Origin of the sequence: Cellulomonas sp. Y8, from assembly GCF_008033115.1 — a bacterium.
Classification (GTDB): domain Bacteria; phylum Actinomycetota; class Actinomycetes; order Actinomycetales; family Cellulomonadaceae; genus Cellulomonas.
In genome coordinates this window covers 2276883-2297252 of sequence record NZ_CP041203.1, presented here as the reverse complement: position 1 = coordinate 2297252, position 20370 = coordinate 2276883, and the positions used below count along the sequence as shown (strand labels likewise).

Genomic DNA, 20370 nt, shown 5'->3' with positions numbered 1-20370 from the left:
GCACCCCGCGCTCCCCATCCCCTTCCGCACGACCCTCCCGGAGGCCTGCCGTGACCGACGCGACCCTCAGCCCCACCGCCGACGCGGCACCCGCGCGCCGGGTCGACCGCCGCCTGGTGATCGTCGTGCGCGCCGACCCGGTGATCTGCGGCCACTCCGGGGAGGCGCGCAACCTCGCCGAGGCGGCGCTGGACCGCGGGTTCGACGAGGTCCGGATCGTCACGTGGCCGATCGACCGGCTGCAGGCCGCCGGGCTGCCGCTCAAGCCGCTCGACCGGGTGCTGCCCTACCGCGACGGCGTGGTCGTGGAGCGACCCGGGCCGGTGGGCGACTACAAGGTGCCGGACGGCCGCTACGTGGCCGGGCTGATCGGCCGGCTGGTCGAGCTGTTCACGGACGGGGTGCCCACCGTCGCGCTGTCGCTGTACCTCAGCCCGCACGCCACGGCCGTCGCCGACGCGGTGCACGTCGCCCGGCGCACCGGCCTGCCGGTGAACGTCACGACGGTCGCCGAGGCGGTCGGCTCGGACGTCACCAACGTCGTGCGCGCCTGCGTCGAGGCCGACCAGTTCGGTGCCGCCGCGCACGTGCTCGCGTCCTACCTGGAGCACGACGTCTGCCTGGCTGTGTCCGAGTACACCCGCGACCTGATCGTCTCCGAGGCGGAGGCCCTGGACGCGAAGCACGGCACGACGTTCGCCGCGCAGTGCCGCGAGCGGGTCCGGATCTCCTACCCCGCCGTCGACGTCGCGCAGTACCTCGCGCGGGACGACACGGAGACGGACGCGGTGCTCGGCGCGCGGGGCCTGGACCGCGACGGGTACGTGCTCTACCTGTCCCGGCTCGCGGCGGCGAAGGGCGTGGACGACCTGATCGACGGCTACGCCGCCAGCGGCGCCCCGACGACGCACCGCCTGGTGATCGCGGGCAACGGGCCCGAGGCGGCGCAGCTGCGCGCGCACGCCGCCGCGTCGCCCGTCGCGGACCGCGTGCTGTTCCTCGACGACGTGTCCGACGACGAGAAGCCGCACCTCATGGCCGGCGCTGCCGCGTACGTGCTGCCGAGCAAGCCGCGACCGGAGTTCGTCGAGACGTTCGGCATCGCGCTCGTGGAGAAGATGCTCTCCGGCGGCGGCCCGGTCATCACCACCGACACCGGCGGCATCCCGGAGGCCGTGGGCGACACGGCGATCATCGTGCCGGTCGAGGACCCCGCTGCGATCGCGGCGGCCCTGGACCGGGCGCTCGGCGTCGCGGGTGCCGAGCGCGAGGAGTGGGCCGACGCGGCGCGGGAGTTCGCGCTGCAGTTCGACCGCGCGGTGGTGCTGGACAAGATCCTCGAGGCGGTCGACGCGGTGGTCCCCGTGCGGGGGTGAGCGCAGTCGGCGGGGCGGCGGCGCGCCGCTCCGCCGCGCGTGGAGATGGGGCTGGACAGCGCAGAGCGCGGTGCGGCTAGCGTGATCGGCGTCGGTCCGGCAGCCGCCCCGAGGGACCGTTCGTCGACGTCGAGGAACGACGACCATGCAGGTCATCCCGAAGAGCTACGGCCGCCTGATCATCATGACCGAGGAGGAGATGCGCGAGAAGCAGGAGCAGGAGCTCGCGAGCATCGGCCTCGACCTGGAGACGATCGAAGAGCGGTACGAGACCTGGCAGCTCTCGCCGGAGCAGCGCATCGCGTACGAGGAGTACCTCACGCTGGGCAGGATGCTCGGTGAGTGACGACGCTCCCGGCCCTCCCGCGAGTCCCGACACCACGGACTCGCGGGAGGGTGTGTCCCTGGCGGACCTGACGGAGCTGTTCGCCGCAGACCTCCGGAGCACGCTGCACGGCGTCGTGCCGGGCGAATCCAGCACGTTCGAGATCCGTCGGACGGCGACCCCGCGGACCCACCAGATGGTCCAGCAGGTCCCGCCCAAGGGGATCCCGCTGACGGTCGACGGCCTCGTCGTGCTCCGGCTGCGCGCCACCTTCGACTGCGGCTGGGACCGCACCGGCCGCTTCCTCGCCGTCCGCCGGTCGACCGTGTCCGTCGCCGCGGAGGGCACCGACGAGCCGCTGTTCCGGTACGACTACGACGCGAGCTCCGACGACAACGTCCCGGCGGCGCACCTCAACGTGCACGGCCACCGCGACGAGCTGGTGTTCGCGATGATGGCGGCCGGGCACCGGCTGCGCGGCCGGGCCCGCACCTCGTCGGTCCGCCGGGGTCGGGTGCCGCGGGTGTCGACGTTGCACTTCCCGCTCGGCGGGCACCGGTTCCGGCCCTCGTTCGAGGACGTGCTCGAGATGCTGGTCCGGGAGTTCGGCCTCGACACCCGGCCCGGCTGGCGCGCGGCGGTCTGCGCGGGGCGGACCCGGTGGCGGGCGGTCCAGCTCCGCGCCGCGGTCCGGGACGACCCGGCGGGCGCGGCCGAGGCGCTCGTCGACCTCGGGTACGCGATCCGGCAGCCCGCGCCGGGCGGGGCGTCGGCGGTGTCGCGGTAGCGACGCAGCCCCAGCGACGGCTCAGTCGCGCGAGCGGCTCAGTCGCAGTAGTCGCAGATCCCCGTGCCCGGCAGCACCATCGAGCACGTCGGGCAGGTCTTCGTGAACTCGACCGGCTCCGGCTTCCTCGCCCGCGGGGTCGCGGCGGCGCGGGGCGCCCGCGGCGTCTTCGGGGCGGCCGACCGCGTCCGCGCCGGGGCGGCGGCACGCGCGGCGGCAGCGGCCTGCGGCACGTCGAACCCGCGCCGGGCCAGCAGCGCCTGCGCCGCGTCCTCGCCGCCGTGGAACTCGTCGGCGCCGGCGAGCCGCCCGGTCGCGAACCGGTGCGCCACCCCGAGGATCGCCGTCGCCGGGTAGGGACGGTCCTCGTGGAGGAAGAAGCCGCCACCGGCGGGGAAGCCGTAGACGCCGAGGAAGGCCTCGGCGCCGCGGGAGTCGTGCTCGGCGATGGCCTGGAGGATGTGCGCGCGCGTCACGGCGGAGAAGGTCGCCACGTCGCAAGAGCCTACGTCGTCCCCTCGGACCGATCCGCGGCCGAAGGGCCCGGGGCGCTGTGACGTCCCTTGCACCTCGCCCGGTGCCGACGAGGACGCCCCCGCGCTGCGACCCCGGCCGCTACCGTCGCGACCGTCGGAGGGGGACGGCCATGACGGCGCGATCGCGAGGGGGCGGGATCCGGTGAGCACCCGACGCGTCCGCCCCTGGCCGCTGCGGCACAGCGCTCGTCCGACCATCGACCTGACGGCCGACGTCCCGCCGGAGGAGGCGCTCGCGACCTTCGTCGCCGTGACCCGCGCGAGCCGCTACCGCGTGACGACGCCCTCCCCGACGACGGTGCGCGCCGTGCTCGGCCGCGGCTGGCTGCGGGCGGTCGCGGACCTGCTGAACCTGCCGCCGTCGGGCCCGTTCCTGCACGTCGAGCTGCATGCCGCCGCCGACCGGGTCGTCGAGGGCGCCCGGCTGCGCGTCACCTGCCGGCACGGCGGGCAGGAGGTGAACGCCGGCACCGCGGTGGCGGCGCTGCTCGACGCGGTGCTGGACCGGCTGGACACGCCGACCCGCGCGGCGGAGGCCTCGGCCTGGGGCGTCGGGCAGCCGATCTGACCGCGGTCCCGCCCGGCGGCGGCGTGCCGGTTCGCCGCGCGGACCGGTCCCGCAGCCGGTAGGAACAGGAGGCATGACCACCCGCGTCGGCTTCCACAGCTCGCACGAGCAGGTCCATCCGTCCGCCCTCCTCGCGGCGGTCCAGCACGCGGAGGAGGCCGGCTTCGACGCCGCCATGTGCTCCGACCACTGGGCACCGTGGGGCACGAACCAGGGCCACTCCGGCTTCGCCTGGACCTGGCTCGGCTCCGCCCTGGCCACCACCCGGCTGCCGTTCGGCACCGTGAACGCGCCCGGCCAGCGCTACCACCCGGCGATCATCGCCCAGGCGGCCGCCACCCTCGCCGCGATGTACCCGGGGCGGTTCTGGGTCGCGCTCGGCTCGGGCGAGAACATGAACGAGCACATCACCGGCGACCCGTGGCCACCGAAGCGGGAGCGGGACGCCCGGCTGCGCGAGTGCGTGCAGATCATCCGCGCGCTGCTCGCCGGCGAGGAGGTCACGCACCACGGGCTCGTCACGGTCGACCGCGCCCAGCTCTGGACGCTCCCCGAGGTGCCGCCCCGGCTGATCGGCCCCGCCGTGACGCCGGAGACCGCCCGGTCGCACGCCGACTGGGCCGACGGCCTGGTCACGGTCAACCAGGACCTCGAGACGATGCGCCGGGTCGTCGGGGAGTACCGGGACGCGGGCGGCCGCGGGCCGATCGCGCTGCAGGTGCACGTGTCCTACGCGTCGGACCCCGACGAGGCCTGGCGGCTGGCGCGCGAGCAGTGGGCGGGCAACGCCGCCGGGCCGCCGGCCTCGTGGGACATCGCGACGCCCGAGGCGTTCGACGAGCTGGCCGCCACCGTGGACGACGACACGCTGAGCACGGGGGTGGTGATCGAGCACGACCCGGCGCGGCTCCGGGACCGCCTGGTCGAGCTGGTCGAGGTCGGCTTCGACGAGGTCTACCTGCACCAGGTGGCCACCGACGTCCGGCCGGACCACGGCAAGCACGACGACGCCGCGCCGACGGTGACGCACCCGCCGTCGTCGCTGGACGCGTTCATCGACCTCGCGGCCGAGCACCTGCTCCCGGCGCTGCGGGCCGTGGACGCCGGCACCGAGGGGACGGACGCCGCATGAGGATCCGCGACACCGGCGACCTGTGGTGGAAGAACGCCGTCGTCTACTGCCTGGACGTCGAGACGTTCATGGACTGGAACGACGACGGCGTCGGCGACCTGCCGGGCCTGGTGCAGCGGCTCGACCACCTGGCCGACCTCGGCGTCACCTGCCTGTGGCTGATGCCGTTCTACCCGACCGCCGACCGGGACGACGGCTACGACATCACCGACTTCTTCGGCGTCGACCCGCGGCTCGGCGACGCCGGCGACCTGGTCGAGCTCATCCGGACCGCGAAGGACCGCGGCATCCGGGTCATCGCCGACCTGGTCGTCAACCACACCTCCGACCGCCACCCGTGGTTCAGGGCCGCGCGGAGCAGCCCGGACAACCCGTTCCGCGACTTCTACGTCTGGCGCACCGAGGAGCCGCCGCCCACGGCGGACGAGGTGATCTTCCCCGACCAGGAGCAGGGGATCTGGACGTACGACGAGCAGGCCGGCGCCTGGTACCGGCACCGGTTCTACCGGCACCAGCCCGACCTCAACACGGCGAACCCGCAGGTCCGTGACGCGATCGCCAAGGTCGTCGGCTACTGGGCGGAGCTCGGGCTCGCGGGGTTCCGGGTGGACGCGGTGCCGTTCATGCTCGCCGACGCCGCCAACTCCCCGCACGACGACATCGAGCACCCGCACGAGTTCCTCAAGGCGCTGCGGTCGTTCCTGAGCCGGCGGACCGGCGACGCGATCCTCATGGGCGAGGTCAACCTGCCGTACGAGCAGCAGCGGATGTTCTTCGGCGACCAGGACGGCGACGGGTCCGCCGAGGGCGACGAGCTCAACCTCCAGTTCGACTTCGTGGCCATGCAGCAGATGTACCTGTCGCTGGCCCGGCAGGACGCCGGCCCGCTGGCGCAGGCGCTGCGCGACCGCCCGCACATCCCGCACGACGCGCAGTGGGCGACGTTCGTCCGGAACCACGACGAGCTGACCCTGGACAAGCTGTCCGACGACGAGCGCGCCGAGGTGTTCGCGGCGTTCGGCCCCGACGAGGACATGCAGCTCTACGGCCGCGGGCTGCGCCGCCGGCTGCCGCCGATGCTCGACGGGGACCCGCGCCGGATCCGGATGGTCTACTCCCTGCTGTTCACGCTGCCCGGCACGCCCGTGCTGTTCTACGGCGAGGAGATCGGCATGGGCGAGAACCTCGCCGCCGACGGCCGGCTCGCCGTCCGCACGCCGATGCAGTGGACGTCCGGGCGCAACGGCGGGTTCTCGGCCGCGACCCCGCGCCGGCTCGCCGGCCCGGTCACCGACGGCGGGTACGCCCCCGCGCACGTCAACGTCGCGGACCAGCGGCGGGACCCGGACTCGCTGCTGTCGTTCGTGAAGACCCTCGTCCGCCGGTACCGGGAGTGCCCGGAGCTCGGCTGGGCGGAGCGGGCGGAGATCCTCGACCAGCCGCACCCGGCGGTGCTCGCCCACCGGTCGACCTGGCAGGACGCGTCGATGATCGCGGTGCACAACCTCGGCCCGGAGGCGGTCACCGTGCCGCTGCGGCTGCGGGACCTGGTCCGTGAGCCCGGCGACGCGGGACCGGCGGACGGGACGGCCACCGAGCGCAGCGCGGCGGGCGACGACGACCCGGTCCGCCTGGTCGACCTGCTGGAGGACGGGGCGTGCGAGGTCGACCCGGACGGCCGGGTCGAGGTCGAGCTGCCCGCGTACGGGTACCGCTGGCTCCGGGTCGTGCGCCCGGGCTCCCGCCGCCTGCTCTGAGGCAGGTCCGCCGAGCGCGGGGGTCCGCGCCGAGCGCGGTGGCTCCGGCTGCCGCGCTCGGCGCGACCTGCCGCGCTCGGCGGGCGCACCGGCGCGCCCCGCGGGTCAGGGGCGGGTGACCGTCCAGCGGCCCGCGGCCAGGTCCACCAGGCGCGGCAGGATGACGTCGCCCGCGGCGCGGAGGCCGTCGTGCAGGTACTCGTTGGTCACCCAGACCTGCGCGTTCCCGACGGCGTCCGCGGTCGCCGTCGCCAGGTCGAGGTCCACGTACGGGTCGTCGACGTACTGCACCGCGGCGACGGGCACCTCGTTGGCCGCGAGCCGCTCCGCGTCGTACAGGGCGGGCCAGGACGTCCGGGCCGCGAGCGCCTCCGCCGCGGCCCGGAACGGCCGCAGCGCCCGGATGTCGTCGAACATCCACGGGAACACCGCCTCCCCGGTCAGCGCGAGCGGCCGGGCGTCGGGCGCGTGGTCGGGCCGGCGGTCGAGCTCGGCCTGCGCGGCCCAGCCGCCGTCGCGCTCCCCCTGGTGGTAGATGACCTCCTGGAGCACCGCGTACAGCGGGTTCGCGTCGAACCCGGTCTGGGTCTGCACGGCGAGAGCGAACGCGTCGTCGGGCGCGCCGTCCGCGTCGAGGTCGACGGTGTCGAGCAGCCAGTGCAGCGCGTCGACCCCGGTGCTCATGCCGAACGGCATGCCGAGGGTCTGCAGCCGGTGCACGGTGAACGGGTCGCCGTCGGGCAGGGCGACGTCGCCGGCGGCGAGCCGGTCCGCGAGCGCCCCGAGCAGCTGGACGTCCTCCGGGTACCGGCGCGCGAACGCGGCGACCCGCGCGGCCTGCCGCGGGAACGTCCGCGCGTAGACGTCCTCGGCGCTCGCCGCGACGCCCGGCAGGCCGCCGGTCACGTAGCAGGCGGTCAGCGCCTCGGGGTGCCGGGACAGGTAGGTGAGCGTGAGGAACCCGCCGTAGGACTGGCCGAGCGTCGCCCACCGCCGCCCGCCGTACACCGCGCGGCGCACCGCCTCGGCGTCCTCGACGATCGCGTCCGCCCGGAAGCACGCCAGGTAGTCGGCCGCCTCCTCGCCCGTGCCGAACCGCGCGATCGACCGGCCGTCGACCCGGGACGACCGCCCGGTGCCGCGCTGGTCGAGCAGCACCACCCGGTGCGTGCGCAGGGCCGTCGACCACCAGCCGCCACCCAGAGGGCGCGGGCCCATGCCGCCGGGGCCGCCCTGCAGGAACAGCAGCAGCGGCAGGTCCTCGCCGTCGCGGGCCGGGTCGACCAGCTCGCGCGCGAACACCTCGATCGTCGGGTACCGGGACGGGTCCTCGCGGTCGACGGGCACCCGCACGCGGTGGTCCCGGACCAGCACCGGCGGCACCAGGCGCGGCTCGGAGGTGCGGACGGCGGACGTGCGGGCGCGACGGCGGGCGGCCGGGGAGGCGGGGGTCACGGCAGCACCCTAGGGTGTCGCGGACCGGTCCGGACCCGGCTCGGCACCCCGACGGCGGAGGACCCCGTGCCCGGACGGACCATCGTGATCACCGGCGCCAGCGACGGCATCGGCGCCGCCGCCGCGCGCCGGCTGGCGGCCCAGGGCGAGCGCGTCGTGCTGGTCGGCCGCGACCCGGCGCGCACCGCCGCCGTCGCCGCGGAGCTCGGCGCCCCGCACCACCTCGCCGACTTCGCCGAGCTCGACCAGGTGCGCCGCCTGGGCGCCGAGCTGCGCGGGGCCCACCCGCGCATCGACGTCCTGGCGAACAACGCCGGCGGCATCATGGGTCCGCGCGCCGTCACCGTCGACGGGTTCGAGCGCACCCTCCAGGTGAACCACCTCGCGCCGTTCCTGCTCACGCACCTGCTGCTGCCGACGCTCGTCGCGAGCCGCGCGTCCGTCATCGCCACCTCGAGCGTCGCGGCCGCGCGCTGGGGCCGGATCGACCTCGACGACCTCGGGAACGCGCGCGGCTACCGCCCCGAGCGGGCCTACGGCGACGCCAAGCTCGCCAACGTCCTGCACACGGTCGAGCTCCAGCGCCGGTACGGACCCGAGGGCCTCGCCGCGGTCGCGTTCCACCCGGGCGTCGTCGCCACCAGCTTCGCGAAGGAGACGAGCAGCCTGATGCGGTTCGTCTACCACACGCCCCTGCGCCGGCTGCTGACGATCACCCCCGAGCAGGGCGGCGGCTACCTGGCGGCGCTCGCGGCCGGCACCCCGGGGGTCGACTGGGAGCCCGGCGGGTACCTCGAGCAGGGCCGTCCCGCGGTGCCGCCGCCCGCGGCCGCGGACGCCGACCTCGCCCGCCGCCTCTGGGACGCCAGCGCGGCCCTCGTCGGCGTCTGAGGCGGCCCGGGGACGGCGGTGTTTCCGCGGCGTCACCGGCGCCGGTCCCGGGTGACACCTGCGTGAAATCCCGGGCGGGCCCCTGTCCCGGCGCTCCCCGGTCCCTCGACACTCGGCTCGGGCCGCACGGCCCGGCGACGACGCGAGCACCCCGGGGGCAGACCATGACGACCGACGACTCTCCCGGGAGCACCGGGCTCGCGGAGCCGGACCCGCCGTTCGGGCGGCTGGCCGTCGGGGCGCCGGCACCGCGGTGGCTGCACGCCGCCCTGTGCGCGGCGTGGGGCTGGGACCCGGCCCGGACGACGGTCGCTCTCCTGGCGCTGTCGCACAACGCGACGTTCCGGGTGTCGGTCGACTGGCAGCCGGTCGCGGTGACCCGGGTCGCGCCGCCCGCCTACATGGAGGACACCGCGGCGGTCGAGTCGGAGGTGGCGTGGATGACCGCCCTCGGGGAGGCGGGCGCCGTCCGGGTGCCCGTCGTGGTCCCGCCGGTGGACGGCCGGGACGTCGCCGTGGTGCCCGACGACGAGGAGCGGCACTGGGTCTGCCTGACCTGGCGGTACGTGCCCGGGCCCTCGCTGGAGGACGCGCTCGCGGGCGCTCGGCCCGGCGCCGCGGCCCCGGAGGTGTGGCACCGCCGGGTCGGCACCACCGCCGCCCTGCTGCACGAGCACGCCCTCGGCTTCCACCGGCCCCGCGACTTCGTCCGGCCCACCTGGGAGCCCGCGGACCTGGTCGGGCCGGGCAGCCGGTGGGGCGCGTGGGAGCAGGCCCGCCTGCCTCCGGCGGACCTCGCGCTGCTGGGACGGGCCCGCGACTCCGCCCTGGACGCCCTGCACGACGCGTCGCGTGCCCCCGACTCCTGGGGACTCGTGCACGCCGACCTGCGGCCCGGGAACCTGCTGCTCGACGGCGACGACGACGCCACGCTGATCGACTTCGACGACTGCGGGTTCTCCTGGTTCGTCCTCGACCTGGCCGCGGCGCTGTCGTACGTCGAGCACCTGCCCGACGCGCCCGACCGCGCGCAGGCCTGGGTGTCCGGGTACCAGGAGGCGCGCCCGCTGACCCGGCAGGACGCCCGGACCGCGTGCGCGCTGTCGATGCTGCGCCGGCTGCAGCTGCTGGGTCGGACGGTGACGGACCCGCGCGGCGGACCGTCCGGCGCGCTCCGCGCCGAGCAGCCGGCGGGCTCGGTCCTGGTGGCCGAGCGCTACCTGCGCTCGCCCACCTGGCTCCTCGCGTGAGCCGACGCGCGGTCGTGCCACGCTGAGGGGGTGACCGACGCATCCACCGCCGGGGGCGGGACCGGCGACCTCGCCCGGCTGACCGCGCTCATCCGCGAGTTCAGCGAGGAGCGGGACTGGGAGCAGTTCCACGACCCGAAGTCGCTCGTGCTCGCGCTGGTCGGGGAGGTCGGCGAGCTCGCGGAGCTCGTGCAGTGGCTGCCCGCCGGCGACGCGGTCGCGCACTTCGCCGATCCCGACCGCCGGCGGCGCGCCGGGGAGGAGATCGCCGACGTCCTCGTCTACCTGCTGCGGCTCGCGGACGTGATCGGGGTCGACGTGCTTGCCGCGACGCTCGACAAGCAGGCCGAGGCGCGGCGGCGGTTCCCCGTGGACGACGTGCGCGGGGTGGCGCCGCGGCGGGACTGAGCCCGCGTCACGCCGTCGCGCGGCGCCGGGGCAGGCCGAACCGGTCCAGGTCGTGCGCGACGTGCACGACGGCGGACCCCGCCGTCGCCCGCGCCCGCTCCCCCAGCGGCCCGAGGTCCTCGTAGCGCCCGGAGAAGTGGCTGAGCACCAGCGTGCGCGCGCCGGCCCGCGCCGCGAGTGCCCCCGCCTGCCCCGCGGTCAGGTGCCGGTACTCCGCGGCGAGCTCCGCGTCCTCGTCGGCGAACGTGCACTCCGCGAGCAGCAGGTCGGTGCCGTCCGCGAGCGCCTCGGCGCCCGGGCACGGGGCGGTGTCCATGACGACCGCCACCCGCTGGCCCCGCCGCGGCACGCTGACGTCCGCGAGCCGGACCGCGCCGAGCCGCCCCTCGCGCTGCAGCTCGCCCACCGCGGGCCCGGTGATCCCTGCCGCAGCGAGCCGGTCCGGCAGGAGCGTGCGCCCGTCGGGCTCCGCCACCCGGTAGCCGAACGTCTGCACCCGGTGCCGCAGCGGCTCGACCGCCAGTCCCGGGGCGACCTCGCCCGCCGCCCCCGTGCGGGTGCAGCCGGAGGTCGAGCCCCGGCGTCGCGAGCCCGACCAGCGCCCGCACCACCGCCTCGCCCTCCGCCGGGTAGTGCAGGTGCACCGGGTGCTCCACCCGGTCCAGCACCATCCGGGACAGCACGCCGGGCAGGCCGTAGCTGTGGTCGCCGTGGACGTGGGTGAGGCAGATGCGGGTGATCGACGGCGGCGCGACGCCCGCCAGCGTGAGCTGCCGCTGCGTGCCCTCCCCCGGGTCGAACAGGTACGCGTCCCGGTCCCAGCGGAGCAGGTAGCCGTTGTGGTTGCGCGTGCGGGTGGGGACCTGGGAGGCCGTCCCGAGGACGACGAGCTCGCGCACCACGCGGTCAGTGTGGCCGGGCGGGCGGACGGGCGCGAGGCGATTCTCGCGGGGTCACCGGCCGCTCGGCGCACCCGGGGCGGGTCCCCGCGGCGGAGCGACGGCGCGTCTGGACCGCTGAGCCCCACACGCCTAGGCCATCGAGTCGAACCGAGCTCGGAGCGAGGCTGCCAGGCGACCCAGCTCCTCGACCCGGAGGTGAGGGCACTCGTCCCAGGACCCGGGGTCGTACCACGGCACCGTCGGGGGCGTTCCTGGATGCCGGACGAACACGTGCTGGTGGAAGTGCGGCACCCGCAACCCGACGATGGCGCTGAACACCTGGTCGGTACCGAAGTGGTCGGCGAGCACGCGGGCCGCCCCCCAGCTCGCGCGAGCGACGGCAGACGCCTGCGTCCGGCTCAGATCCTGCCAGCGCGCGACATGCTCTCGGCTCTCGACGAAGAGGTAGCCGGCGATCGCCAGACCGGTCCCCAGAGCGGGCGGCCGATGGCTGACAACCGCGTGATCGTCCGTCCACAGGATGGGTCCCACCAGCTCCCCGACGCCGCGGTGCTTGTCGCAGATCGCGCATGGGACCGTAGGAGTGGCCATGCCAGCACGGTAGCCGGGCCGGCGAGCGACCCTGAGCGGCGCGGCGCACGAGCATCTCGGGTCAGGTCGGGGACGCGGAGTCCTCGGACGCCGGCGCCGTGTCCCCGACCCCGGCCCACTCCTGCAGCCGCGGGATCAGCACCCGGGCGTGCACCTCGAACCCCCCGAGCCGCACAGGCCGGTCCCGACCCGCCACGGTGACGACCACGGACTCCGACCAGGAGGGCCGGCCGTGGATGTTGCCGTCCACCGCCAGGACCGCCTCCCGGGGGACGCGCAACGGGCGCCACCGCCGCTCGAGGAGCAGGGCGTCGTCGGTGAGCACGAGCGTCGCCCGGAGGTCGGTGACGGCGAGGACCACCGCCATCACGATGAGCAATCCGGAGAGGCACACGAAGACCACGGCGAGGCCATGGTCCTCGCCGCCCAGGCGTGGCACCCAGGACGCCAGGAGGAGAGCCTGCCCGGCTGACCCGGCCCACAGCCAGCGCCCAGGACGCGCGGTCCTCGCGACGACCTCGCGCATCGGCCCTCCTCGTGTCGCCCGGCGGGCTGCGGCGCGGGCTGACGGCGTCGCAGCCATGATGCCGCGGGCGCACCGGGCCGACCACAGGACGGTCGCCGCGCCGGCCTCCCCGGGGCATGCTGCCTCGCCCGGGCGCGGGCCGGCCCCACACGCCGCGCGCGGGTGAACGGGGCGCGCCTCAGGCCAGCGCGGCCAGCAGCCGCTGCTCCGTGCGGCCGACGATGCCGAGCAGCGTCGCGTCGTCTCCGTACGCGCGGGCGAGGATCAGCCCGCCCTGGATCGCGGCGACCGCGTCCAGCGCCTGCGCCGCCGCCTCCTCGCGCCCGAGGCCTCCGGTGCGCAGCGCCTGGGCCAGCGCGTCCACCCAGTCGGTGAAGTACGCCCGCACCTCCTCGGTGAAGGTCTCCTGGCCCTCCCCGAGCGTCATCGCGGCGAACAGGCAGACGCGCTCGCGGGAGACGAAGTAGTCGGCGACCTCCCGCGACACGGCCTCGACCGCCTGCTGCGCGTCGTCGGCCGACCGGAGCGGCGCGAAGACCCGGTCCTCGAACCACTCGCGCACCCTGGTCGAGCACGGCGCGGGCCATGTCGGTCTTCCCCTCGGGGAAGAAGTGGTAGAGGCTGCCGCGGCCGATGCCGGTCTCCTGCTGGATGACCGACAGCGAGCCGCTCTCGAAGCCGCGCGTGCGGAAGACCCCGGCGAGGGCGAGCACCGCGTCCGCGCGGTCGAGGACGGTCTTCGCCATCAGAGCCCGAGCTCGCTCAGCCCCGGGTGGTCCGCCGGGCGGGGGCCGGAGACGTCCCAGAAGAACTTCCGCTCCGACGCGTCGATGGCGACGTCGTTGATGCTCGCGTGGCGGTGGGTCATGAGCCCATCCTCGTCGAAGCGCCAGTTCTCGTTGCCGTAGGCGCGGAACCACTGCCCGTCGGCGTCGCGGTACTCGTACGCGAACCGCACCGCGATGACGTCCCCGGTGAACGCCCACAGCTCCTTGATGAGCCGGTAGTCGAGCTCGCGTTCCCACTTGCCGGCGAGGAAGTCGACGATCGCGGGACGACCCTGGACGAACGTGGAGCGGTTCCGCCACCAGCTGTCCTCGCTGTACGCGAGGGAGATGCGCTCGGGGTCGCGGGTGTTCCACGCGTCCTCGGCGGCGCGCACCTTCTGGACGGCGGTGGCCTCGGTGAACGGGGGGACCGGAGGACGGGACATGGCGGGCTCCTTCAGATCAACTCTGTACCGATCGGTACGTCGTGTACTGAAAGGTACAGCGTCGACACCACCGGGTCAACAGGTCGCCCCGACGCCGCTCCGACACCGCGGGCCCCGCGTCGTGCGCGCCACCCGCCGCGAGTCCGCGACGCCGGGACGACCACAGCCCGCAGAACCGTCGTCGTCCCCAGGCCACGGGTACGCGCCCTGGCGTCGAGCGATGGGTCGCGTCAGCCTCGGGAGACCGCGGCGCGCCGGGCGTCGCCGACCCGGGAGGCGAGCACCGTGCCCCACGTGGCCAGCAGCACCCCGACCGCGTACCAGAGCAGGTCGGTGGCGACGAAGGTCGTGCCGAGCAGGTACCGCAGCGGCGGCCACGCGTCCGTGGCGGCGGCCGGGGCGCCGGTGAGCTGCGCCAGCTCGACCGCACAGCACAGCCCGACCGCGAGGCCGGCCCGGGCCGGGGTCGACCACCGGGGCACGGCGAGCCCGACGAGCAGCGTCACGAGCGCCGCGTACAGGGCGTCCCCCAGCGCGTCGGCGACGGCCCCGGAGCCGTACCGCGCGGTCGCGAGCCCCGCCGCCACGACGAGCGCGGCCGCCACCGCGGTTCCCGCCCACGGGCGTCCGCCCTGGTCACGCCTCGTGCGCACCGCGCCACCTCCCGCACCGACGCTAGGCCGCCCCCGTTGTTCCGGGGCGGCGCGCCGAGCCGGACCGGGAGGAGGTGTCGTGTCGGTCCCGTGTGCGACCGTTCCGCGGTGACCCGCACCGCCCGCTCCGCCCGCGCCACCCTCCCCGCCTCGCCCCGACGCCGCCCGCCGGCGACGAGCCGGCGGGGTCGCGCCGGCCGGCGGCTGGGCTGGGCGTGGCTGGTGCTGGTGGTCGCGGTGGCGCTCGGCGCCGGGATCCCGGTGTGGTCGGACGCCCGCGAGTCCGCGCGGTTCCCGGTCACCGCCGCCGATCTCGACCGCGCCCGCTCCGAGCTCGCCGGGCTCGACGTCAAGGGCCGTGCCCCGAAGACGGGCTACGACCGCGAGCAGTTCGGCCCCGCGTGGGCGGACGTCGACCGCAACGGCTGCGACACCCGCAACGACGTGCTCGCGCGTGACCTCACGGACGTGACGTTCGAGGAGGGGACGCACGACTGCGTCGTCCTCACCGGCAGGCTCGCGGACCCGTACACCGACGAGGTGATCGATTTCGAGCGCGGGCCCCGCAGCGCGGAGGTGCAGATCGACCACGTCGTCGCGCTGTCCGACGCGTGGCAGAAGGGCGCGCAGCAGTGGGACGCGGAGACCCGCCGCCAGTTCGCCAACGACCCCGCCAACCTGCTCGCGGTCGACGGCCCCGCCAACGGCGCGAAGGGCGACGGCGACGCCGCGACCTGGTTGCCGCCGAGCACCGGGTACCGGTGCGCGTACGTCGTCCGGCAGGTCCGGGTGAAGGCCGCCTACGGGCTGTGGGTGACGCAGGCCGAGCACGACGCGATGGGCCGGCAGCTCGACGGCTGCACGGTGGCGGGCTGACGCGACATCCCGCGCGCGGGACTCATCGGCTCGCTCCGGGCTCCAGGGCTATCGCCGCGAGGTGGTGCACCACCCGGCCGGCGAAACCCGGACAGCCGGCCCTCCGAAGCGCGTCGGCGAGCCCCACCCCTCCACTGTGCGCACGGTGGTAGGCCTCCTGGGCTCGCGCGGCCGCGCGCACCAGGTGAGGTGCCAGGTCGTCGATCGCGAGGAAGAACGCGTCAGGCGGATACACCTCGTACGGCGCCATCGCCCGCACGTCCGGTGCGGTGAATCCGCCGTCGGCGGTGAGAACGATGTCCACGCCGCCTGCGACCGCAGCCGCGTGCACGTGCTGGTCGTCCCTGTCCCCGGGAAACGATCCGTCGACGGTGAAGTCCTCGATCCGCCCGCCCTCGAGGGACCCGCAGATGCCGTCCCGGACTCGAGCAGTGCGCGCCCCGTCCCACTCCGGGTGCGCGCGGCGCTGGCGGTAGAGGACCTCCGCGAGGATGTCCTCGGTCCAGTAGGTCCGGTACGGCGGTGTCTCGCTCTGCAGCTGCACGAGGATCAGCCAGTCGCGGAGCGTGCGCGAGTACAGGACGTTCGCGTCCGCCAGGACCCGCAGGGTGCGCACGCCCGCACGTTAGGCGTCCGCCCGCGCACTCAGCCGCGGCCCCGCCACCTACTCGTCCTCGGCAGCGAGCAGCTCTTCGAACGCGCGCCGCTGCCGCTCGAGCCGCGCCCGGCGGAACGCCACGACGTCCGCAGTCCGGAGTCTCGTGTGCGTCCCCACCTTGCGGGCCGCGATCTCGCCGCCCGCGACCAGCTTCATGAGCGTCGGCCGGGAGACGCCGAGCAGCTCCGCCGCGGCCGTCGTCGTCAGCTCGTCCGGCTGCGCGCCGACAGTCACGGTCCCGCCCGCCGCGACCGCGTCGACCACGGCGGTGATGAGCCGGGAGAGCTCTGCCGGTGCGGCGCCCGCGACGCCTCGGGCGTCCAGCACGGCCCAGCCCTCACCCCGCGCAGCCAGCGCCGCCACGTCGCGGGCCTGCTCGCGCTGACGGGCGCTCGTCACGAGCCGCCGCGCGTCCGTCGCCGTCGCCATGGGTCACCTCCGGGGTCTCCGGATACGAGTGTCGCGGGTTGCAGATGTAGGTGCAACCCCCGTCTGCTTCCGATCTCAGAGCAGCGGCCGCTCCAGGATCCACGAGCCGCCCAGCACCAGCGCCCCGCCGCACACCAGCAGGAACACCGTCACCCACACGCCGCCCGGCACCCGGGTCAGCCGCGCCAAGATGTCCGCGTCCGAGGTCCCGCGGCCGCGCGCCCGCCGGCGCTGGGACTGCATCTCCAGCACCGCGCGCGGCGCCCCGAGCAGCAGGAACCAGGTCACCGCGTACGCCACCGCGACCTGCACGGCGGCGCTCCCCCACCACGAGACCCCCACCAGCACGACGCCCGTCGCCAGCACCGCCCACAGGCCGTACCAGTTCCGGATCTGCACCAGGACGAGCACCAGCACGACGAGCAGCGCCCACAGCAGCCCGACCGCGTACCCCCGCCCGAGCAGCCACGCCGCCGCGAGGCCGAGCACCGCGGGCCCGACGTAGCCGGCGAACGCCGTCGCCACCATCCCGGCGCCGCGCGGCTTGCCGACGGACACCGTCAGGCCCGACGTGTCCGAGTGCACCCGGATGCCCGACAGCCGCCGCCCGGACAGCACCGCGACCAGCCCGTGCGCCGCCTCGTGCACGATCGTCAGCAGGTGCCGGGAGACGTGCCAGAGCGTCGGGACGGCCAGGCAGAGCAGCGCGGCGGCCAGCGTGCCGAGGAGCACCACCTGGCCCGGGGCGGGCTGAACGGTGGTCGCGCGGTCCCAGATCTCCCCGGGCAGCGTGCGCAGGGCGTCGAGGAACCCGCTCACAGGCTGTCGAGGGTCACGTCGGCGAGCTCGACGGTCAGGTGCAGGCCGTCGGCCTCGACCGCGGCGCCCGTCACCTCGGCGCCGGCCGGCAGCTGGTCGGTCACGTCGACCTCGGCGATCCGCGAGGCCAGGCCGTCGGGGAGCAACCCGGCGTCGATCGTGAACCCGCCCAGCGAGGCGCTGGTGATGGTCGCGACGAGACCGTCGGCGCCCGCGGGCGCGAGGGTCAGGGTCACGCCGACCGGGACGCCGGCCACGGCGCCGGTGGCCACCAGGGCCTCGCCGTCGACCGCGAGCGCCAGGTCCCAGCCGGTGCGCTCGCGGAGCAGGGACTCCAGGGCGGCGGTCGGCACGGTCGCGGTCGCGACCACGTGCTCGGCGCCGCGCGGCTCCCGGACCGCGACGCCGGTCGCGACGACGTCGAGGTCCGTGACGTCGAGCCCGCGCAGCGTCGCGCCGGTGGCGGTCAGGTGCACGTCGTCGAGCGTGCCGCGGGCGAGCTGGGTGAGGAACGGGAAGCCGGTGACGTCGACCTGCGGGTCGGTGGCGCCGAGCTGGGACCGCACCGCGTCGGCGGCCACGTCCTCGGCGATCGAGTGGGTGACGCGATCGGCGAGCAGGGTCCCGCCGACGAGGACGAGCACGGCGGCGGTCAGGCCGACCACGCATCCGACGCGACGGCGGGGGCTGCGGGTGCGGGTCACGCCCCGAGGGTACGGGCCGGCCACGCCCGCGCGGGTCCCGGACGTGGCCCGGCGCAGGACCTTCACCCCGCCGACGCATCCGGGTGGTGGCGCGCAGCCACGGGCGCGAACCCGTCCGGATCGGGACGAACGACCCTGCCGACCGCCCGGTCGGTATCCGACGATCGAGAAGTCTCGCTGATCCGTCAGGAACCCCGGCGCCACCCCCAGCCGCGCCGCACCCGCCCCAGGAGGACCCGACATGACCGCCACCTTCGACCACGTCCTGCAACCGGGCCGCATCGGCTCGCTCGACCTGCCCAACCGCGTCGCCCTCGCCCCCATGGGCACCGAGATGGGCACGCACGAGGGCCTCATCACCGAGCGCGAGATCGCGTACTACACCGAGCGCGCCAAGGGCGGCACCGGCCTGGTGATGACCGGCATCTCGGCCGTCTCGCAGGACTACGAGGTCATCAACCCGGGCCTGTGCCGCGTCGACACCGACGCCGCGCTGCCGGGGCTCACCGCGCTGGCGGAGTCGGTCCACCGCGTCGGCGGGAGGATCTCGCTCCAGCTCACGGCCGGCCTCGGCCGGAACATCAACAACGTCGACCCGGAGCGGCTGCCGATCTCGGCGTCCGACAACCCGCACTACGCGCACCCCGAGGTGCTGTGCCGACCGCTCGAGGTCGACGAGATCCGGGTGATCGTCCGCCGGCACGCCGAGGCCGCCGCCCGCGCCGCGCAGGCCGGGATCGACGCCCTCGACATCCACGGCCACACCGGCTACCTGGTCGACCAGTTCATGAGCCCTGTGTGGAACCGGCGCACGGACTCCTACGGCGGCTCGACCGAGAACCGGTGCCGGTTCGCCGTCGAGATCATCCGGGCCGTGAAGGAGGCCGCACCGGGCCTGCCGGTGTCGTTCCGGCTGTCCGTCGACCACCGGTTCCCGGGCGGCCGCACCGTCGAGGAGTCGCGGAAGATCGCCGTGGTGCTCGAGGCCGCGGGCCTGGACCTGCTCATCGCCGACGACGGCTCGTACGAGGCGATGGACTACGTGTTCCCGCCGTACTACCTCGGCGACGCGTGCATGGCGCCCGCCGCGAAGGCGATGAAGGAGGTCCTGTCCATCCCGGTGATGGCGGTGGGCAACCTGACCCCGGAGAACGCCGAGGCCGTCATCGCGGCGGGCGAGGCCGACTTCGCGGGCATCGGCCGCGGCCTGATCGCCGACCCCGAGTGGGCGAACAAGCTCCGGGAGGGCCGCCGGGGCGACGTGCGCCCCTGCATCCGGTGCAACGCGATGTGCGTCGGCCACGCGTTCTTCGCCGAGGCGCTGGGCTGCGCGGTCAACCCGCAGGTCGGCTTCGAGCGCGAGCGGGTGCTGACCATCGCGCCGCGGCCGAAGCACGTCGTCGTCGTGGGCGGCGGCCCCGGCGGGCTGGAGGCGGCCCGGGTGGCCGGGCTGCGCGGCCACCGCGTCGACCTGTACGAGAAGGGGACGAACCTCGGCGGCGTGCTGTGGCCCGCCGCGACGCCGGAGTTCAAGAAGGAGCTGCGCGGCATGGTCGGCTGGTGGGAGCGGCAGCTCGCCGACCTCCCCGTCACCGTGCACCTCGGCACCGAGATCACCGCCGACTCCCCGGAGCTCGACGGCGCCGACCAGATCATCGTCGCGACGGGTTCGCTGCCGGTCGTGCCGCGGTCGATCCCCGGGATCGACGGCCCGAACGTGGTCGAGGTGCTCGACTTCCACCTCGGCACCCCGGTCGGGCAGCGGGTCGTCGTCGCCGGCGGCGGGCTGTCCGGCGCGGACTCCGCTCTGGAGCTCGCCCAGGCCGGCCACGAGGTGACGATCGTCGAGATGGCGTCCGAGATCGCGAAGGACATGATCGTCATCAACCGGATCACGCTGCTCCGGCAGCTGGCCGAGGCGGGCGTGCGGATCCTCACCGGCCACACCGTCACCGCGGTCGACGAGAAGGGCCTGTCCGCCACCGGCCCCGACGGCGAGGAGGTGCACGTCGACGCGGACACCGTCCTGTCGGCGTTCGGCGTCCGCCCGGACACCGCGCTGCCCGAGGCCCTGGGCGGCCGCGCGAACGTGGTCCCGGTGGGCGACTGCGTCAAGCCGGCCAAGGTCGGCGAGGCGATCAACGCGGGCTTCCTGGCGGCCTACGCGATCTGACCGGGGACGTCGCCCCGGACCCCCGCCCGGTTGCGGGGGTCCGGGGCCCGACGTTGACTCGTGGCAGGCATCCACCTGCGCCACGACGGGAGCGGACATGGGCATCGGGGACTTCGTCGACAAGGCCAAGAAGGCCGTCGCCGGCAACGAGGACAAGATCGCCGGGGCGATCGACAAGGCCGCCGACGCGGTGAAGTCGCGCACCTCGGACTCCACCGACCGCAAGGTCGACCAGGCCACCGCGAAGGCGCGCGACTTCCTCGAGAAGCAGAAGCGCGAGGGCACCCACGAACCGCCGGTGCGGCACCCGGAGCGCACCGACCCGCCCGCCCTCTGAGCCG

24 protein-coding genes and 2 pseudogenes are annotated in these 20370 nt (G+C 75.4%); 12 read left to right on the top strand and 14 right to left on the bottom strand.

Annotated elements, in window-relative coordinates; genetic code table 11:
* The first annotated feature begins 50 nt into the window (after positions 1–50).
* From FKM96_RS10465 to FKM96_RS10455, 3 genes are all read left to right on the top strand, one after another.
* Complete coding sequence (locus tag FKM96_RS10465; RefSeq protein WP_147795179.1) at positions 51–1376, top strand: glycosyltransferase; 1326 nt, start codon at positions 51–53, stop codon at positions 1374–1376.
* Between the two features lie 145 nt (positions 1377–1521).
* Entirely contained in the window at positions 1522–1722 is a 201-nt protein-coding gene (locus tag FKM96_RS20670; protein ID WP_168216949.1) for a hypothetical protein, read from the top strand.
* The gene (locus tag FKM96_RS10455) at positions 1715–2488 is read left to right on the top strand and encodes a hypothetical protein (RefSeq protein WP_147795178.1); all 774 of its coding nucleotides are present in this window, start codon (positions 1715–1717) and stop codon (positions 2486–2488) included. Before FKM96_RS20670 ends, FKM96_RS10455 begins: the two co-directional genes overlap by 8 nt.
* Before the next feature lie 38 nt (positions 2489–2526).
* Here FKM96_RS10455 and FKM96_RS10450 read toward each other — a convergent pair whose 3' ends face one another.
* Positions 2527–2982 carry a hypothetical protein gene (locus FKM96_RS10450; RefSeq protein WP_147795177.1) on the bottom strand — a complete coding sequence of 152 codons (456 nt, stop codon included), beginning with the start codon at positions 2980–2982 and terminating at the stop codon, positions 2527–2529.
* A 184-nt stretch (positions 2983–3166) separates the two neighbouring features.
* Here FKM96_RS10450 and FKM96_RS10445 point away from each other — a divergent pair, with 184 nt between their 5' ends.
* From FKM96_RS10445 to FKM96_RS10435, 3 genes are all read left to right on the top strand, one after another.
* Positions 3167–3592, top strand: a complete 426-nt coding sequence (locus tag FKM96_RS10445) for a hypothetical protein (protein ID WP_147795176.1) — start codon at positions 3167–3169, stop codon at positions 3590–3592.
* A 73-nt stretch (positions 3593–3665) separates the two neighbouring features.
* Positions 3666–4724, top strand: a complete 1059-nt coding sequence (locus FKM96_RS10440) for a TIGR03885 family FMN-dependent LLM class oxidoreductase (RefSeq protein ID WP_147795175.1) — start codon at positions 3666–3668, stop codon at positions 4722–4724.
* On the top strand, positions 4721–6481 hold the full coding sequence (locus FKM96_RS10435; protein WP_147795174.1) for an alpha-amylase family protein: 1761 nt from the start codon (positions 4721–4723) through the stop codon (positions 6479–6481). The genes FKM96_RS10440 and FKM96_RS10435 overlap by 4 nt, the downstream gene beginning before the upstream one ends.
* A 105-nt stretch (positions 6482–6586) precedes the next feature.
* On the opposite strand, the gene FKM96_RS10430 is transcribed toward FKM96_RS10435, so the two are convergent.
* Positions 6587–7867: an alpha/beta fold hydrolase gene (locus tag FKM96_RS10430; protein WP_210417440.1), complete on the bottom strand. Its 1281-nt coding sequence runs from the start codon at positions 7865–7867 to the stop codon at positions 6587–6589.
* A 135-nt stretch (positions 7868–8002) separates the two neighbouring features.
* Between FKM96_RS10430 and FKM96_RS10425 the strand changes: the two genes are divergently transcribed.
* The 3 genes from FKM96_RS10425 to FKM96_RS10415 all read left to right on the top strand — a co-directional run bounded on the left by FKM96_RS10425 (position 8003) and on the right by FKM96_RS10415 (position 10485).
* Positions 8003–8827: an SDR family NAD(P)-dependent oxidoreductase gene (locus tag FKM96_RS10425; RefSeq protein ID WP_147795173.1), complete on the top strand. Its 825-nt coding sequence runs from the start codon at positions 8003–8005 to the stop codon at positions 8825–8827.
* A gap of 164 nt (positions 8828–8991) precedes the next feature.
* Positions 8992–10077, top strand: coding sequence for a phosphotransferase enzyme family protein (locus FKM96_RS10420; RefSeq protein WP_147795172.1), 1086 nt, complete (start codon positions 8992–8994; stop codon positions 10075–10077).
* 30 nt (positions 10078–10107) lie between these two features.
* The gene (locus tag FKM96_RS10415) at positions 10108–10485 is read left to right on the top strand and encodes a nucleotide pyrophosphohydrolase (RefSeq protein ID WP_210417247.1); all 378 of its coding nucleotides are present in this window, start codon (positions 10108–10110) and stop codon (positions 10483–10485) included.
* 7 nt (positions 10486–10492) lie between these two features.
* Here the strand turns inward: FKM96_RS10415 and FKM96_RS22220 are convergent, their stop codons facing one another.
* The 8 genes and pseudogenes from FKM96_RS22220 to FKM96_RS10385 form a co-directional block, all read right to left on the bottom strand.
* Positions 10493–10981, bottom strand: a complete 489-nt coding sequence (locus FKM96_RS22220) for an MBL fold metallo-hydrolase (protein ID WP_371300409.1) — start codon at positions 10979–10981, stop codon at positions 10493–10495.
* A 127-nt stretch (positions 10982–11108) separates the two neighbouring features.
* A pseudogene (locus FKM96_RS22215) lies at positions 11109–11384 on the bottom strand (MBL fold metallo-hydrolase); the annotation flags it as partial.
* Between the two features lie 132 nt (positions 11385–11516).
* On the bottom strand, positions 11517–11978 hold the full coding sequence (locus FKM96_RS10405; RefSeq protein ID WP_147795171.1) for an HIT family protein: 462 nt from the start codon (positions 11976–11978) through the stop codon (positions 11517–11519).
* 61 nt (positions 11979–12039) lie between these two features.
* Positions 12040–12504, bottom strand: a complete 465-nt coding sequence (locus FKM96_RS10400) for a hypothetical protein (protein WP_147795170.1) — start codon at positions 12502–12504, stop codon at positions 12040–12042.
* A gap of 178 nt (positions 12505–12682) precedes the next feature.
* A complete protein-coding gene (locus tag FKM96_RS10395; RefSeq protein WP_246854923.1) occupies positions 12683–13066 on the bottom strand; it encodes a hypothetical protein in 384 nt (127 codons plus the stop codon).
* 67 nt (positions 13067–13133) lie between these two features.
* Positions 13134–13250, bottom strand: a pseudogene (locus FKM96_RS21540) (TetR/AcrR family transcriptional regulator); the annotation flags it as partial.
* Positions 13250–13717: a nuclear transport factor 2 family protein gene (locus FKM96_RS10390; RefSeq protein WP_147795169.1), complete on the bottom strand. Its 468-nt coding sequence runs from the start codon at positions 13715–13717 to the stop codon at positions 13250–13252. The pseudogene FKM96_RS21540 and the gene FKM96_RS10390, both read right to left, overlap by 1 nt.
* A gap of 230 nt (positions 13718–13947) precedes the next feature.
* On the bottom strand, positions 13948–14370 hold the full coding sequence (locus tag FKM96_RS10385; protein ID WP_147795168.1) for a DUF2809 domain-containing protein: 423 nt from the start codon (positions 14368–14370) through the stop codon (positions 13948–13950).
* Between the two features lie 108 nt (positions 14371–14478).
* Between FKM96_RS10385 and FKM96_RS10380 the strand changes: the two genes are divergently transcribed.
* Positions 14479–15246, top strand: coding sequence for an HNH endonuclease family protein (locus FKM96_RS10380; protein WP_147795167.1), 768 nt, complete (start codon positions 14479–14481; stop codon positions 15244–15246).
* Between the two features lie 22 nt (positions 15247–15268).
* Here FKM96_RS10380 and FKM96_RS10375 read toward each other — a convergent pair whose 3' ends face one another.
* The 4 genes from FKM96_RS10375 to FKM96_RS10360 form a co-directional block, all read right to left on the bottom strand.
* Positions 15269–15862 carry a PIN domain-containing protein gene (locus tag FKM96_RS10375; protein ID WP_147795166.1) on the bottom strand — a complete coding sequence of 198 codons (594 nt, stop codon included), beginning with the start codon at positions 15860–15862 and terminating at the stop codon, positions 15269–15271.
* 48 nt (positions 15863–15910) lie between these two features.
* Positions 15911–16333, bottom strand: a complete 423-nt coding sequence (locus tag FKM96_RS10370; RefSeq protein ID WP_147795165.1) for a helix-turn-helix domain-containing protein — start codon at positions 16331–16333, stop codon at positions 15911–15913.
* A gap of 75 nt (positions 16334–16408) precedes the next feature.
* Positions 16409–17152: a M50 family metallopeptidase gene (locus tag FKM96_RS10365; protein ID WP_246854922.1), complete on the bottom strand. Its 744-nt coding sequence runs from the start codon at positions 17150–17152 to the stop codon at positions 16409–16411.
* Positions 17149–17856: a DUF2993 domain-containing protein gene (locus FKM96_RS10360; RefSeq protein WP_168216948.1), complete on the bottom strand. Its 708-nt coding sequence runs from the start codon at positions 17854–17856 to the stop codon at positions 17149–17151. The genes FKM96_RS10365 and FKM96_RS10360 overlap by 4 nt, the downstream gene beginning before the upstream one ends.
* Before the next feature lie 241 nt (positions 17857–18097).
* On the opposite strand from FKM96_RS10360, the gene FKM96_RS10355 reads away from it, so the two are divergent.
* The gene (locus tag FKM96_RS10355; protein WP_147795163.1) at positions 18098–20029 is read left to right on the top strand and encodes an FAD-dependent oxidoreductase; all 1932 of its coding nucleotides are present in this window, start codon (positions 18098–18100) and stop codon (positions 20027–20029) included.
* Positions 20030–20126: 97 nt separating this feature from the next.
* The gene (locus FKM96_RS10350; RefSeq protein WP_147795162.1) at positions 20127–20366 is read left to right on the top strand and encodes an antitoxin; all 240 of its coding nucleotides are present in this window, start codon (positions 20127–20129) and stop codon (positions 20364–20366) included.
* Positions 20367–20370 lie beyond the last annotated feature (4 nt).